The organism is Mannheimia cairinae, assembly GCF_028649535.1.
Classification (GTDB): domain Bacteria; phylum Pseudomonadota; class Gammaproteobacteria; order Enterobacterales; family Pasteurellaceae; genus Mannheimia; species Mannheimia cairinae.
Window position 1 is genome coordinate 68,368 of record NZ_JAQSJE010000003.1, and the last position, 14,726, is coordinate 83,093.

Consider the following 14,726-nt stretch of genomic DNA (forward strand, 5'->3'; position numbering starts at 1 on the left):
AGGAACAGAAAATGGCAGCAAAAGACGTTAAATTTGGTAATGATGCACGTGTAAAAATGTTAAACGGTGTGAATATTTTAGCCGATGCAGTAAAAGTTACTTTAGGCCCTAAAGGTCGTAATGTGGTATTAGATCGTGCTTATGGTGCTCCAACCATCACTAAAGATGGTGTATCCGTTGCTCGTGAAATTGAGTTAGAAGATAAATTTGAAAATATGGGTGCTCAAATGGTAAAAGAGGTTGCCTCTAAAGCCAATGACGCCGCAGGTGACGGTACAACAACCGCAACGGTGCTTGCTCAAGCAATCGTAAACGAAGGCTTAAAAGCAGTTGCTGCCGGTATGAACCCAATGGATTTAAAACGTGGTATTGATAAAGCAGTTACAGCGGTAGTTGAAGAGTTAAAAGCGATTTCAAAACCGTGTGAAACCTCAAAAGAAATTGAACAAGTTGGTACCATTTCTGCAAACTCAGACTCAACTGTAGGTCAGTTAATTGCTCAAGCAATGGAAAAAGTGGGCAAAGAGGGCGTCATTACGGTTGAAGATGGCACAGGCTTAGAAGATGCGTTAGATGTGGTTGAGGGTATGCAATTTGACCGTGGTTACTTATCACCATATTTCATCAATAAACCGGAAGCCGGTACTGTTGAACTAGAAAATCCTTATATTCTTTTAGTGGATAAAAAAGTATCTAACATTCGTGAATTATTACCTGTGTTAGAAGGTGTTGCAAAAGCAGGTAAACCGTTATTAATTATTGCTGAAGATATTGAAGGCGAAGCATTAGCAACATTAGTGGTAAACACAATGCGTGGTATTGTGAAAGTGGCTGCAGTAAAAGCACCAGGCTTTGGCGATCGTCGTAAAGCAATGTTACAAGATATTGCGATTTTAACCGCAGGTACTGTTATTTCTGAAGAAATCGGTATGGAGCTTGAAAAAGCAACACTTGAAGAGTTAGGTCAAGCAAAACGTGTTGTTATCACGAAAGATAATACAACCATTATTGATGGTATTGGTGATGAAACACAAATTAAAGCTCGTGTTGCACAAATTCGCCAGCAAATCGAAGATTCAACTTCAGACTACGACAAAGAAAAACTACAAGAACGTGTTGCTAAATTAGCAGGTGGTGTAGCGGTCATCAAAGTAGGTGCTGCAACTGAAGTGGCAATGAAAGAGAAAAAAGACCGTGTAGATGATGCCCTTCACGCAACTCGTGCAGCAGTTGAAGAAGGTATTGTACCGGGAGGCGGTGTTGCTTTAGTGCGTGCGGCAAGTAAAGTGGCTACCACTTTAACAGGCGATAACGAAGAGCAAAATGTAGGTATTAAACTTGCATTACGTGCAATGGAAGCTCCTTTACGTCAAATTGTGGCAAATGCTGGCGAAGAAGCATCGGTTGTTGCTCGCAATGTAAAAGACGGTTCAGGCAACTATGGCTATAACGCTGGTACTGAACAATATGGCGATATGCTTGAAATGGGTATTTTAGATCCGACTAAAGTAACTCGTTCGGCACTTCAATTTGCTGCTTCGATTGCAGGCTTGATGATCACAACAGAATGTATGATCACAGATCTACCAAAAGAAGAAAAATTAGATCCTGCTGCAATGGGCGGTATGGGTGGAATGGGCGGAATGATGTAATTCGCTTTGAGATAGACCAAAATAAAAAAGCTACTGAAATTATTTTCGGTAGCTTTTTTTATATAAATCTTTTCATTTGTTTATACTAAAAATTAGTAAATATCCTTTATTTTATTATTGATGCTTTTGTTTTAATGTATTTAATGCAGTTAAACCTTTTTCACAACTTTTTAATTGTAATGCAGAATCCATTTTTAAGATTTGCTGTTTTGTTGAAGAAAGTTTATTTTTCATTTTTACTACCTGAGTATGTGTTCCAGGTTGTTTTTCTGCATCAGCAACGAGTTTATCAGCAGTGTTAAACATCTTTTCGCATTCAGTTGGCAATGTTTTACTTAAAGTAGGCTTTGCAACTGTAAGTGAGGAGGTTTTAACACTAGCGATCGCCGTTCCTGAAACTAGAGCACCAGTAATCAGTGTTACCCCTAAAATTCTTTTTAGCATTGTTTCCTCGCACATTAGGCCGTGATTAAAATTAATTGTTTTATCTATTTTTGCGATAAAGCTCGCCGATACTATCAAAAGTTTTATTTAAAGTCATCTAGAATTTGATCTTTTTTCTTATATCCGATCATCAATTTCTGGAATTTTAAAAGCTGGTAATTTTATTGTTAATTTAATGTTAAATATAACCAAGTTATTTAGTATGGTATATGATATTTATTATATAAATAAACCAAATTTGTGAACAATATAACAAAATTGCTATTTTTTAATTAGTTATTTACGAGTAGAATAGTCGCCGACACTTTATTATAGATTAACTCCTTTGAGTTATTTATTTCAATTAAGTGAGAACTTGTGGGCGATTACTTAAATTAAGTAATCTAATTATTACAATTAGTATATTAATAAGAGGTTTGAGATGTTAGACGTAGTTGAACTCTCACGTTTGCAGTTTGCTTTAACTGCACTCTACCACTTCTTATTCGTACCACTTACATTAGGTCTTTCTTTCATTCTTGTGGTGATGGAAACCTTATATGTAACGACGGGTAAAGAAGTATATAAAGATATGACTAAATTCTGGGGTAAGTTATTTGGTATTAACTTTGCTCTAGGTGTAACAACTGGTATTACAATGGAATTCCAGTTTGGTATGAACTGGTCATATTATTCTCATTATGTGGGAGACATTTTTGGTGCTCCATTAGCGATTGAAGGCTTAATGGCATTCTTCCTAGAATCTACATTTGTGGGATTGTTCTTCTTCGGTTGGGATCGTTTATCAAAAGGTAAACATTTATTAGCAACATATTGTGTTGCATTTGGTTCTAACTTCTCAGCATTGTGGATTTTAGTTGCTAACGGTTGGATGCAAAACCCAGTTGGTTCTGAGTTTAATTTTGAAACAATGCGTATGGAATTAGCAAGTTTCTCTGAACTTGTTTTAAACCCAGTAACGCAGGCGAAGTTCTTACATACCGTAACAGCGGGCTATACTTGTGGTGCAATCTTTGTATTAGGAATTAGTGCTTACTATATCTTAAAAGGCCGTGATTTAGGCTTTGCAAAACGTTCATTCTCTGTTGGTGCAAGTTTTGGTTTAATTGCGATTATCTCTGTATTAGTAATGGGTGATGAATCAGGTTATACCATCGGTCAAGCTCAACCAACAAAATTAGCGGCAATGGAAGGGGAGTTTGAAACTCAGCCTGCACCAGCTGCGTGGAATGTGGCTGTAATTCCTAATACCGCTGAAATGAAAAATGAATTCGCAATTCATATTCCTTATGCGGCAGGTATTATTGCAACTCGTTCTTTAGATACTGAAATTAAAGGCTTAAAAGATATTCGTGTTGTAAATGAGCAACGTGTTCGTACAGGTATTCAAGCTTATGCGTTATTAGAAAAATTACGTTCAGGCGATTATACCGAAGCTGATAAAGCAGCCTTTAAAGAAGTAGAAAAAGATTTAGGATTTGGCTTATTGTTAAAACAATATACAGATAATGTTGTTGATGCAACTGAAGAGCAAATCCAAAAAGCAGCAGATAGTACTATTCCAAATGTAGGTCCTACATTCTGGGCATTCCGTATTATGATGGCTTCTGGTGGTTTAATGCTTCTATTAATCATTTTTGCATTTGCTCAAAATGTACGTGGAACAGTAGGCTCAAACCGCTTCTTATTAAAAGCATTATTATGGGGTATTCCATTGCCTTGGATTGCTATTGAATCAGGTTGGTTCTTAGCAGAATATGGTCGTCAGCCTTGGGCGATTTATGAAATGTTACCTGTAGGTGTTTCTAATTCTGCATTAACAACTGGCGATTTATGGTTCACGATTGGGTTACTATGTGGTTTATATACACTGTTCTTAATTGTAGAAATGTATTTAATGTTCAAATATGGTCGTTTAGGTCCAAGTGCATTAAAAACAGGTCGTTATCACTTTGAACAATCTGCAAAATAATTAGGAGTTAAAAATGATCGATTATGAAATTCTCCGCTTTATTTGGTGGATCTTAATTGCGGTATTGTTAATTGGTTTTGCCATCACAGATGGTTTTGATATGGGCGTATTAAATCTTTTACCTGTTATTGGTAAAAGTAATGTTGAACGTCGTATTATGATCAATACGATCGCTCCTCACTGGGATGGTAACCAAGTATGGTTATTAACGGCAGGTGGTGCTATCTTTGCGGCGTGGCCTACAGTATATGCAACTTCTTTCTCAGGGTTCTATATTGCAATGGTATTAGTTTTAGCGGCATTATTCTTCCGTCCAGTCGGTTTTGAATATCGTGCTAAAATTGATGATCCAAGATGGCGTAATGCTTGGGATTGGGGCTTATTTATTGGTGGTTTTGTTCCATCATTAGTATTCGGTGTTGCATTCGGTAATTTATTACAAGGTGTACCATTTGAGTTTAACAATATTAACCAATCACAATACACAGGCACATTCTTTGGTTTGTTAAATCCATTTGCATTATTATGTGGTATCATTAGTTTAATGATGTTAACAACACAAGGTGCAACTTGGTTACAAATGAAAACAACAGATGAATTACATAATAATTCAAGAGTAGTTGCACAAATTACTGCGACAGTTGTTTTAGTAGCTTTTGTTTTAGCGGGTGTGTGGCTTTATTTTAAAGACGGCTTTATCATTACAAGTGAATTAGATCGTAATGCACAATCGTTATTGACTAATAAAACAGTGATTGTTGAGACTGGTGCTTGGTTTAAAAATTATGCAGAAATGCCAATTTTATGGGTTGTTCCTGCATTAGCCATCATTGGTGCAATCTTGACAGTTATTAGCTCAAAAGCAAATCGTTCTGGCTGGGCATTCTTCTCATCATCACTGATGATTATTGGTGTTATTTTAACGGCTGCAGTTTCTATGTTCCCGTTCATTATGCCATCAATTACTCATCCTGAAATGAGTTTAACAGTTTGGGATTCAACTGCGAGCCATACAACATTAACAGTTATGTTAATTGTTGCTGCGATCTTTGTTCCATTAGTATTAAGTTATACTATTTGGTCATATATCAAGATGTATGGTCGCTTAGATGCTAGCTATTTAGAAGAAAACAAAGCAAGTGCTTACTAATTAAGGAGACTAGATTATGTTTTATGTAACTTGGGTCTTAGGTGTGATGCTTGCAATTTTCTTTGCAACAGTTATCACTATTAGCGTTGAAAAAACGGGTAAGTTTGACGAGTAATGATTAATACTCTTTATAACTTAACAGCAAAGGGCTTGTTAAAAGCCCTTTCTTTCCTTTTAGCAACAGCCTTATTTGCAACTATTTTGCTAAATTCGACCGCTTTTAGCCAATATTTTGGCGGCAGAATTCCCTATTTAGCAATTCTGGCATTTTATGGTATGGCTATTTTGTGGATCCACGGAATAGGATTTGAAATACGAACAACACTTTGGAAGGCAGTATTCTTACCAATAGTCGGATACTTGATCGTATTACCATCATTGTGGATTTTATTGAATAAATAGAGGCTCTTTTGAAGCCTCTTTTTTCTTTGGTTGTATTAATAAAAAATTTTTTTGTAGTATTGCTATAAAATCTACTTGCACAACGATTTTTCTATCTCTACAATAGCAAGCAATTTACGCCTAAATTTTGGGCGTTTTTTCATTTTGAATAAGAGAAGATGTCTATGGATTTCCCGATTCGAGTGTATTATGAAGATACTGATGCTGGTGGTGTTGTTTATCATGCTAATTATCTTAACTTTTTCGAACGTGCAAGAACGGAGTTTTTACGGCAATATAATTTTTCTCAGCAGGAACTATTTGCAAAATCATTTGCCTTTGTAGTTAGGCGAGTTGAAATAGATTATAAATCACCTGCTCGTTTGGATGATTTATTAAAAGTTGAAACAGTTATCTTAGAAGTAAAAAAAGCAAGCGTTATTTTTAAGCAAAATTTATGGAAAGATGAGATATGTTTAAGTAGTGCAACAGTAACTGTCGCCAGTGTTGATTTAGTAAAGATGAAACCGGTTGCAATTCCTGACGACATTCGTCAAGTGCTACAGATTAAATAATTTTTTATATTTAAAAACTATTCGGAGTTTTAGTAATGGGTACTGAATTTAGTCTTCTTTCGTTATTTTTGGAAGCAAGTATTGTTGTAAAGATCGTGATGTTGATCCTTGTAGTATTTTCAATTTTATCGTGGGCAGTGATTATTCAACGTAGCAAGGTGTTAGCAAAAGCAAAGAAAGATTCATTAGCATTTGAAGATCGCTTTTGGTCTGGCGAAGATTTAAATCGCCTACATCAAGGATTGGAAAATCGCCGTGATGCTTTAAGTGGCTCTGAGCAGATCTTCTATGTAGGGTTTAAAGAGTTTACACGCTTACAACAGGCGAATCCTGAAGCTCCAGAATCAATTATTCAAGGCTCAACTCGTGCAATGAATTTAGCATTAAATCGTGAAATGGAAGAGCTGGAAAATTACATTCCTTTTTTAGGAACAGTTGGATCAATTAGCCCTTATATTGGCCTATTTGGTACAGTTTGGGGGATTATGCATTCATTTATGGGATTAAGTGCAGTAAAACAAGCAACATTACAATCTGTTGCACCAGGTATTGCTGAAGCACTTATTGCAACAGCAATCGGCTTATTTGCGGCAATTCCGGCTGTTATGGCATATAACCGTTTGAATTTACGTCTAGGAAAAGTTGAGCAAGGGTATGTAAACTTTATTGATGAATTTACTACTTTATTACATCGCCAGGTTTTTTCTAAAAAGTAATTGATATAAGCAGTTAAATTCTAATGAATTTTTGCAATTCTTTTGCAAGATTTAACCGCTTGTGATGAGGTGTCTTTACACCAAAGAAATAAATAATCAGTGCATTAGCACTTTAGAAGAGGAATGTATGTCTTCTCGTCGTGTAAAACGTAATGACATTAAATCTGAAATTAATATCGTACCATTCTTAGATGTTTTGTTGGTGTTGTTGCTTATTTTTATGGCAACAGCTCCAATTATTAGTCAAAGTGTGGAGGTTAATTTACCAGAAGATTCACATAGCCAATCCGTTTCAAATGAAGATAAAACCCCAGTTATCTTAGAAGTTGCAGGAATTGGCGAATATAAATTAAAAATTGATGGTAATTATATACAAAGTAATGAACAAGCTAATTTGGCAGAAGCAGAAGTAATAGCCTATGCTAGCGAGCAATTTCAAAAAGATAATAATACTTTATTTTTAGTTGCTGGCGACAAAGTTGTACCTTATGAAGAAATTATGAAAGGTATCACATTACTTAAAGAAGCGGGTGTTAAATCGGTTGGTTTAATGACTGAAGGTAAATAATAAGCCAAGGATAACGTGTGAAATCTCAACAAGATAGACTAGAGCTTGCAGTTATTATTTCAATCTTATTGCATATATTGCTAATTGGATTGTTATTGCTTGGGTCTCTTTTCACAAAAACTAATCTAGCATCTGCAGGTGGTAGTGGCGGAGATAGTGACAGCTTCGAGGCTGTTATGGTGGATACGGGGCAGGTGGCCGCTGAGTATGGGCAATTAATCGCCGAGAAAAGAGGTTCTCAAGCACTAAAACCAGCAACAGTGGAATCAAAGGAAAAACCTTTAAAAGAAGAAACTGTTGAAAAAGTGGAGGAGGCTAAGCCAACACCAGAAGAAATCCAAGAGCAAAAACAAGCTGAGCTTGCAGCAATTCAAGAACAACAACGGCAACAAGAAATAGAGCAGCAAAAGCTACTAGCGTTGCAAAAGCAAGAACAAGCTAAGCAAGAAGAGTTGAAAAAGCAACAAGCAGAAGAAGCTACTCGTAAAAAAGCAGCAGAAGCAGCAAGATTGAAAGCTGAGGCAGAAGCTAAGCGTTTAGAGGCTGCAGCCAAACAGGCTGAAGAAGAGAAGAAAGCTAAGGAAGCTCAGAAAAAAGCTGAGCAGCAAAAACGACTTGAACAACAAAAACAAGCAGAAAAAGAGGCGAAATTAAAGGCTGAGCAAGAAGCTAAAGAAAAAGCAGAACGAGAAGCTAAGCAAAAAGCAGAACGAGAAGCCAAAGCTAAAGCGGAAAGGGAAGCTAAGTTAAAAGCCGAAAAAGAAGCGAAAGAAAAGGCTGAGAGAGAAGCTAAAGCCAAGGCTGCAGCAGAAGCCAAAGCTAAAGCAGCTGCTGAAGCAAAAGCTAAAGCCGATGCTGCCAAAGCAGCTCAAGCAAGAAATAATCAAGCACTTGATGATTTCTTAAGTGGAGGTGATGTTGGCGGAGGTTCCAGCAGGGGGGGTAATAAAAACTCATCAGGCTCACAAGGTAGTGGTGGTAGAACTGGGCTTGGGCAAGGAGCCAATGTTGATGGTAATGCATATGGGCAACGAATTAAGAGATTAATTCAATCGAAATATCGGGTCGATCCTAGTTTTGCTGGGAAGCAATGTGATGTTAAGATTTTCTTAAGCCGAGATGGTACAATTACTAATTATCAGGTTATTAAAGGTGATAAAGCAGTTTGTGATGCGGCAGTTAGTGCTATTGTGGCAACTAGAAAAGTACCAGCTGCACCTTCAGATGCAGTTTACAATATGTTTAAATCACCAACGCTTGATTTTAGTTTAAAAATTAAATAATTTAGAGGGTTAAAAATGAAGTTATTCTCTCGTATATCGGGTGTAATAAGTCTTATATCTGCATTCATTTCTACATCAGTGTTTGCAGATTCAGATGTTCGAATTTCGATTGATGAAGGTGTTAGTATGGCTCAACCCATAGCGGTTGTACCATTTAAAGTAAATGGTAATGTGCCAGCTGATATTGCACAGATTATTTCTGACGATTTGCGAAATAGTGGTAAATTTACACCGCTTGAACGTTCAAGAATGCCTGCACAGCCAGGTTCGGCTGCAGAAGTTGTTGCTGACCAATGGAGTGCTATTGGGATTGATAATATTGTTGTTGGGCAAGTAAGCCCAGCAAATGGTGGCTATAATGTTGCTTATCAATTAATTGATACTTTAGGGGTTTCAGGTACAGCTGGTGGGGTAATTGAGCAAGGAGCATTTATTGTTCCAGCAGCTCAAATTCGTCAAGGTGCACACACTGTTAGTGATCAAGTATTTGAGAAATTGACACAAATTAAGGGGGCTTTTAGAACAAAAATTGCCTATGTTGTACAACGTGGTGTATCATCATATGAATTAAGAGTATCTGATTATGATGGTTTTAATGCCTTTACTGTAACTAGAAGTAAAGAGCCGCTAATGTCTCCAGAATGGTCGCCTAATGGTGAAAAATTAGCTTACGTAACATTTGAAAATAAAAGAGCACAAATTGTTGTGCAAGATTTGCGTTCAGGGGCTCGCAATGTAGTTGCTGCATTACGAGGTCATAATGGTGCACCTGCTTTCTCTCCTGATGGTTCACGTATTGCATTTGCGTCTAACCAAGATGGTGAATTAAATATTTATGTTGTTGGAAGTAATGGTGGCACACCAAATAAATTAACAGCAAATGCGGGTAATAATACCGAACCAAGTTGGTCTCCAGATGGAAGTACAATATACTTTACTTCTGACCGTGCAGGTTCTCCGCAAGTTTACAGAATGAGTTCATCAGGCGGTGGTGTAACCCCTATGGGAGGACGTGGTAGCTATAACGCTAAAGTCTCCTCTGATGGTAAGAATTTAATCATGATTGCAGGTGATAAAGTTGTGAAACGCGATCTCGCTTCAGGTAGCACAGAAGTTTTGAGTTCAACTTTCTTAGACGAAAGTCCAAGTATTTCTCCAAATGGCATTATGGTTATCTATAGCTCTACTAAAGGTACGAGCAAAGTGCTACAGTTGGTGTCAGCAGATGGCCGTTTTAAAGCTAATTTGCCGGGAGCAGGTGGGCATTACAAATTCCCTGCGTGGTCACCATATTTGATTAAATAATAAATATTTCTCTATTAGGAGCAACAAATGAAAAAATTTGCTAAAGTTTTAATGGTAGCAGTACCAGCTTTCGCATTAGCAGCATGTAGTAGTTCATCAGATAATGAAGCAGCAAATGCAAGTGCAAATGCAAACGCAGCAGCAAATGCAGCAGGCGAATTCGGTGGTTTAACAGCTGAACAATTAAAAGCACAATACAACACAGTATACTTCGGTTTCGATAGCTATGCAGTTGAAGGTGAATACCGTCAATTATTAGACGCTCACGCTCAATTATTAGCTCAAACTCAAGGCAATGTAACTATCGCTGGTCACGCTGATGAGCGTGGTACTCCAGAGTACAACATCGCATTAGGACAACGTCGTGCAGATGCAGTTAAAGGTTACTTAGCAGCTAAAGGTGCTAACAACACTTCAACAGTATCTTACGGTGAAGAAAAACCAGCAGTATTAGGTCACACAGAAGCTGACTATGCGAAAAACCGTCGTGCGGTATTAGAATACTAATTAAGTAATCTACATAGCTTATAATTAATTACGCCTTAAATATTGGTTTATACTTGATATTTAAGGCGTATTTTTATATCTATTTTCAACGGGCAATAAAAAAGTTGGTAATTGTTAGAATTAATTACCAACTATATTAGGCCGATGTTTAATTTCTTTTTATTCTTTTACTTTTCATCTACTGGAACGATATTAGTAGCAGATGCTCCACGTTCACCTTGCACTAATTCAAACTGTACTTTTTGTCCGACTTTTAAAGAACGGTAACCTTCTGTTTTAATTTCTGAAAAATGAGCAAAAATATCGCCTTCGCAAGCTTCAGAGGTAATAAAACCAAATCCTTTTACATTGTTAAACCATTTAACAATACCAATATCCATAGTGTTTCTCCAATATAGTTAAATTCAATAGTTTGAATTGTAAATAAAATAGTTGAAACTACAATGAATAAAGTTCGAAAACTAGACAAAGATCACAAAATTTTTCGTGTTTAGAAGATGGAAGTTTCTAATTTGATAATGCCTTCTTCAATAAGGATAGATTTTCCAAATTTTTTAACCATTGCCTCTCGCATTTTATTATCATCTAGAGTATAGATTGGGGTATTATTTAAGAAATAACTTAATCCCTCGGCAAGCATTGGGAGAAACATTTGTAGTTCGTTTTGGTATTTATTTGGCTGAGCAGACCAACTTAATAGTCGCACATCTTTTAAGAATAATGCACCTTTTTCTGCATCATAGTAAGGAACTGTATCCATATCGAGCGTAATTGTTGCATTATATTTTTTTCCTCTGATTTTTAAGATGCCATCGACAATACCTGAAATAGCAACTTTTTTCTCATCTGTTCGACCAATCTGAGTCTTTAGCGAGTGTAGGTTGTAATTTAATTCAAATAGATTAGGGATTCCGATTTTATCTTGTAAAGGTACTTTTTCATTTAATTTTGTTGCAAGATAATCGTTTATCTCTGCTTCACTGATACTAAGTAAGCTCGCATTACTAGATAGAATTGCTCCAAAAGAAATCACTAGAATACTTAATTTTCGTAAAATTCTCATAATTTACTCTTTTAAATTAGGTTTAATGGCTTAAACAGGTTAAAATAGTTCCTGAGGTATAATAGTACCTCTTTCTATTTTAGGACAGAAAAAAATGAAAAAATTCTTACTATGCGTAAGCATTTTGATGCTAGTTGCTTGCTCTTCAACGGGCGTTGGCGGAAGCATTGGAGCCGGAGGCGGCTCAAATGGTGTTGGAATCGGGTTAGGTGTAGGTACTGGCTTTAGATTCTAATTTGTAAAATTTTAGTGGTTTTTGACCGCTTTCACGAACTGTTTATTTGTGGATAAAATGAAGTACGAATTAAAAAAAACAAATGGTAACGCTCGTCGTGGGCGTTTAACTTTTAATCGCCCTAAAGGCGAGTTTCACGTTGAAACACCTGCATTTATGCCGGTTGGTACATACGGCACTGTAAAAGGTATGACTCCTGAAGAAGTTGCTGCAACAGGGGCACAGATTCTATTAGGGAATACATTCCACCTTTGGCTCCGTCCTGGGCAGGAAATTATGAAAATGCACGGCGATTTGCACGATTTTATGCAATGGCACGGTCCTATTTTAACGGACTCAGGAGGTTTCCAAGTTTTTAGTTTAGGTAAATTGCGTAAAATTAAAGAGGAAGGAGTAACTTTCCAAAACCCGATTAGTGGGGAGAGAATTTTCCTTTCGCCTGAAAAATCAATGGAAATTCAATATGATCTTGGATCAGACATTGTGATGATTTTTGATGAATGTACGCCATACCCAGCAACCTTCGATTATGCAAAAAAATCAATGGAAATGTCACTACGTTGGGCAAAACGTAGTCGTGATCGTTTTGATGAACTAGAAAACCCAAATGCGTTATTCGGCATTATTCAAGGTGGTGTTTATGAAGAATTACGTAAGGTTTCGGTTGAGAAATTAGTCGAGATAGGCTTCGATGGCTATGCGGTTGGCGGTTTGGCAGTAGGTGAACCTAAAGAAGATATGCATCGCATTTTAGAATATGTTTGCCCGCAAATTCCGGCGGATAAGCCTCGTTACTTAATGGGAGTAGGTAAGCCAGAAGATTTAGTGGAAGGTGTTCGTCGTGGTATTGATATGTTCGACTGTGTAATGCCAACCCGTAATGCGCGTAATGGCCATTTGTTTGTAACCAATGGCATTGTGAAAATCCGTAATGCAAAATATCGTAATGACACCGCACCACTTGATCCAGAATGCGATTGCTATACTTGTAAAAATTACACCAAAGCCTACCTATATCATTTAGATAAGTGCGGTGAGATTTTAGGGGCTCGTTTGAATACAATTCACAACCTTCGTTACTATCAACGCTTAATGGCTGAAATTCGCCAGGCAATAGAAGATGATCGTTTTGATGATTTTGTAGTAGAGTTTTATCAACGTATTGGTAAAGAAGTGCCGCCATTACAATCTGAAGTTAGCCATCAAGAATAAGAGGGAAGAATATGCAACAACTTGAGCCACAAACCTTTGCAAGCTGGGCAGAACCGATTGATATGCTTTATGCTTGTCATAGCAAGGTAAAAAGTTTTTGTCGTCAATTACAAATTTTGCCTGATTACCTTGAGAAAAATGGGGTAAACCAAGCAGTAATAAATGATGTGCAACAAATTTTAAACTATTTTAATATTTCAGCACCGCTTCATCACGAAGATGAAGAAGATGATTTCTTCCCTGAATTAATTAAGGTACAGCCTCAGGCTCAAGATGATGTTGATGAACTTGAACGGCAGCACGTACATCTGCATAAAAACTGGGATGATTTATCGCAACAGTTAGAGGATTTACTAGCAGGTAAAAGAGAAAATGTAGATAGTGCTCTGATTGAACGTTTTGTGGCAGGTTATGATGTGCATATTGCGATTGAAGAACCTCTATTTGAATTAGGACGTGAGCATTTAGCTCAAGAAAAATTATCTCAAATAGGTAAAGTAATGGCAGAACGCCGTAAGCTTTGATTTCTATTTCATTATTAGGGCGAATTATTATTCGCCCGCTTTATTTTAAACTATGCAATATTCTTTAGATTTAACAGGCTATTGCTGCCCGTTACCATTATTTATGGCTAAAAAAGCGATGGACGATCTTAAAAAAGGCGACAGCTTGGAAATTTTACTTAATAAGCAGAGTAGCCTTGCTGATTTCGAATTACTCGTTCAAGAAAATTATTTTCAGATTGAAATTATTGAGCAAGCGGTTAAAAATAAGATTATTTTTACACTATTAGCCCAGTAACCAAATAAATAATGAATGCCATCTTGGGCTGTTTTTTGAGTGTAAAAATAATTTATTTACTCCAGCTTAAAAAAGCCCAAGTCGTTTCAGGGTTTCTTGCAAAAATATTACCTTGATGTAGTTGGTAATATTCCGTTAATTTGGTAATTTCTTGCTCAGATAGTTGCCCAATGGACCATTGCACTGTTTTTATAAAATCTGCTAAATCAGATTTTCTTTCTGGCTGGTTAGCAAATTTGGTTTCAATAAAGTCCACTTTAACTCGATAGCCCTGTTGGTGCAGAATATTTACCGCATAAATATAGCTTGGAAAACCGACACTTTCTCGCCCAATATATTGCAACACATCACGTACAATAAAGTCTTTTTCAACTGTCATTGTCATATAAACCGCTTTTTTCGCTTTAGCATTAAGTTTGGCCAGTGCAAGTTCTAAATCAGGAACCATTGAAGAGCGAGAAGAAACACAAATATCCACTTCAGGCACTTGGCTCCAATCATCTTCCCAAGCTAAAACAAGCGGTTGAATATTGTGAATATTTTGCAAATTAGCACGTGTTCTTACAAGCTCGAGCATTTTAGGGCTGTGATCCAGTGCATAAATTTGCTTCACTTTATCAGCAACTGCAAGGCTAATGGCACCTCCGCCGCAACCGACATCTAATAAACTCTCATTGCCAACTAAATCCATTTTAGAGATAAAAGCCTGAATATAATCATCACTACGATCAAAATCAGTTGCTTGCATTTTTTCTGCTTTACTATCCCACTCGCTTGCCGTTTTAGGCTTACGTTGAGAAAAGCTAAAATGATTACGGTATAGTTCTGTAAAAGGAACGTCATAAATTGTCTTCATTTTTAC

19 protein-coding genes are annotated in these 14,726 nt (G+C 36.8%); 15 read left to right on the forward strand and 4 right to left on the reverse strand.

Translation table 11 applies throughout. From position 1 onward, the window contains the following. Positions 1-11 precede the first annotated feature (11 nt). Positions 12-1,652 carry a chaperonin GroEL gene (groL, locus tag PTQ27_RS04015; protein ID WP_273747970.1) on the forward strand — a complete coding sequence of 547 codons (1,641 nt, stop codon included), beginning with the start codon at positions 12-14 and terminating at the stop codon, positions 1,650-1,652. Between the two features lie 114 nt (positions 1,653-1,766). On the opposite strand, the gene PTQ27_RS04020 is transcribed toward groL, so the two are convergent. Beyond that, complete coding sequence (locus PTQ27_RS04020) at positions 1,767-2,096, reverse strand: DUF5339 domain-containing protein (RefSeq protein ID WP_273747969.1); 330 nt, start codon at positions 2,094-2,096, stop codon at positions 1,767-1,769. A 421-nt stretch (positions 2,097-2,517) separates the two neighbouring features. Between PTQ27_RS04020 and PTQ27_RS04025 the strand changes: the two genes are divergently transcribed. From PTQ27_RS04025 to PTQ27_RS04070, 10 genes are all read left to right on the forward strand, one after another. Beyond that, entirely contained in the window at positions 2,518-4,068 is a 1,551-nt protein-coding gene (locus tag PTQ27_RS04025; RefSeq protein WP_273747968.1) for a cytochrome ubiquinol oxidase subunit I, read from the forward strand. Between the two features lie 13 nt (positions 4,069-4,081). Further along, positions 4,082-5,218 carry a cytochrome d ubiquinol oxidase subunit II gene (gene cydB, locus PTQ27_RS04030; RefSeq protein ID WP_273747967.1) on the forward strand — a complete coding sequence of 379 codons (1,137 nt, stop codon included), beginning with the start codon at positions 4,082-4,084 and terminating at the stop codon, positions 5,216-5,218. Positions 5,219-5,234: 16 nt separating this feature from the next. Next, complete coding sequence (locus PTQ27_RS04035) at positions 5,235-5,333, forward strand: cytochrome bd oxidase small subunit, CydX/CbdX family (RefSeq protein ID WP_273747966.1); 99 nt, start codon at positions 5,235-5,237, stop codon at positions 5,331-5,333. After that, positions 5,333-5,620: a cyd operon protein YbgE gene (ybgE, locus tag PTQ27_RS04040; RefSeq protein ID WP_273747965.1), complete on the forward strand. Its 288-nt coding sequence runs from the start codon at positions 5,333-5,335 to the stop codon at positions 5,618-5,620. Before PTQ27_RS04035 ends, ybgE begins: the two co-directional genes overlap by 1 nt. Before the next feature lie 164 nt (positions 5,621-5,784). After that, positions 5,785-6,174: a tol-pal system-associated acyl-CoA thioesterase gene (gene ybgC, locus PTQ27_RS04045; protein WP_273747964.1), complete on the forward strand. Its 390-nt coding sequence runs from the start codon at positions 5,785-5,787 to the stop codon at positions 6,172-6,174. Positions 6,175-6,209: 35 nt separating this feature from the next. Continuing rightward, on the forward strand, positions 6,210-6,890 hold the full coding sequence (tolQ, locus tag PTQ27_RS04050; RefSeq protein ID WP_273747963.1) for a protein TolQ: 681 nt from the start codon (positions 6,210-6,212) through the stop codon (positions 6,888-6,890). A gap of 127 nt (positions 6,891-7,017) precedes the next feature. Next, positions 7,018-7,458 (forward strand): colicin uptake protein TolR, encoded by a 441-nt coding sequence (gene tolR, locus PTQ27_RS04055; protein ID WP_273747962.1) that lies wholly within the window; start codon positions 7,018-7,020, stop codon positions 7,456-7,458. 17 nt (positions 7,459-7,475) lie between these two features. Next, on the forward strand, positions 7,476-8,741 hold the full coding sequence (gene tolA / locus PTQ27_RS04060) for a cell envelope integrity protein TolA (RefSeq protein WP_273747961.1): 1,266 nt from the start codon (positions 7,476-7,478) through the stop codon (positions 8,739-8,741). A gap of 15 nt (positions 8,742-8,756) precedes the next feature. Further along, positions 8,757-10,046 (forward strand): Tol-Pal system beta propeller repeat protein TolB, encoded by a 1,290-nt coding sequence (tolB, locus tag PTQ27_RS04065; RefSeq protein ID WP_273747960.1) that lies wholly within the window; start codon positions 8,757-8,759, stop codon positions 10,044-10,046. A 27-nt stretch (positions 10,047-10,073) separates the two neighbouring features. Then, positions 10,074-10,553: an OmpA family protein gene (locus PTQ27_RS04070; protein WP_273747959.1), complete on the forward strand. Its 480-nt coding sequence runs from the start codon at positions 10,074-10,076 to the stop codon at positions 10,551-10,553. Between the two features lie 167 nt (positions 10,554-10,720). Here PTQ27_RS04070 and cspD read toward each other — a convergent pair whose 3' ends face one another. Both cspD and PTQ27_RS04080 read right to left on the reverse strand, forming a co-directional pair. Next, complete coding sequence (gene cspD, locus PTQ27_RS04075; RefSeq protein ID WP_273747958.1) at positions 10,721-10,933, reverse strand: cold shock domain-containing protein CspD; 213 nt, start codon at positions 10,931-10,933, stop codon at positions 10,721-10,723. 110 nt (positions 10,934-11,043) lie between these two features. Continuing rightward, complete coding sequence (locus PTQ27_RS04080; protein WP_273747957.1) at positions 11,044-11,616, reverse strand: YceB family lipoprotein; 573 nt, start codon at positions 11,614-11,616, stop codon at positions 11,044-11,046. A 94-nt stretch (positions 11,617-11,710) separates the two neighbouring features. Between PTQ27_RS04080 and PTQ27_RS04085 the strand changes: the two genes are divergently transcribed. The 4 genes from PTQ27_RS04085 to PTQ27_RS04100 are packed head-to-tail and all read left to right on the forward strand — an operon-like array spanning position 11,711 to position 13,864. Then, the gene (locus PTQ27_RS04085) at positions 11,711-11,851 is read left to right on the forward strand and encodes a hypothetical protein (protein ID WP_273747956.1); all 141 of its coding nucleotides are present in this window, start codon (positions 11,711-11,713) and stop codon (positions 11,849-11,851) included. A 57-nt stretch (positions 11,852-11,908) separates the two neighbouring features. Further along, positions 11,909-13,063 (forward strand): tRNA guanosine(34) transglycosylase Tgt, encoded by a 1,155-nt coding sequence (gene tgt, locus PTQ27_RS04090; protein ID WP_273747955.1) that lies wholly within the window; start codon positions 11,909-11,911, stop codon positions 13,061-13,063. Between the two features lie 11 nt (positions 13,064-13,074). After that, positions 13,075-13,587: a hemerythrin domain-containing protein gene (locus PTQ27_RS04095; protein ID WP_273747954.1), complete on the forward strand. Its 513-nt coding sequence runs from the start codon at positions 13,075-13,077 to the stop codon at positions 13,585-13,587. A 52-nt stretch (positions 13,588-13,639) separates the two neighbouring features. Beyond that, positions 13,640-13,864 (forward strand): sulfurtransferase TusA family protein, encoded by a 225-nt coding sequence (locus PTQ27_RS04100; protein ID WP_273747953.1) that lies wholly within the window; start codon positions 13,640-13,642, stop codon positions 13,862-13,864. Between the two features lie 52 nt (positions 13,865-13,916). Here PTQ27_RS04100 and PTQ27_RS04105 read toward each other — a convergent pair whose 3' ends face one another. Further along, positions 13,917-14,720, reverse strand: coding sequence for a class I SAM-dependent methyltransferase (locus tag PTQ27_RS04105; protein ID WP_273747952.1), 804 nt, complete (start codon positions 14,718-14,720; stop codon positions 13,917-13,919). Positions 14,721-14,726 lie beyond the last annotated feature (6 nt).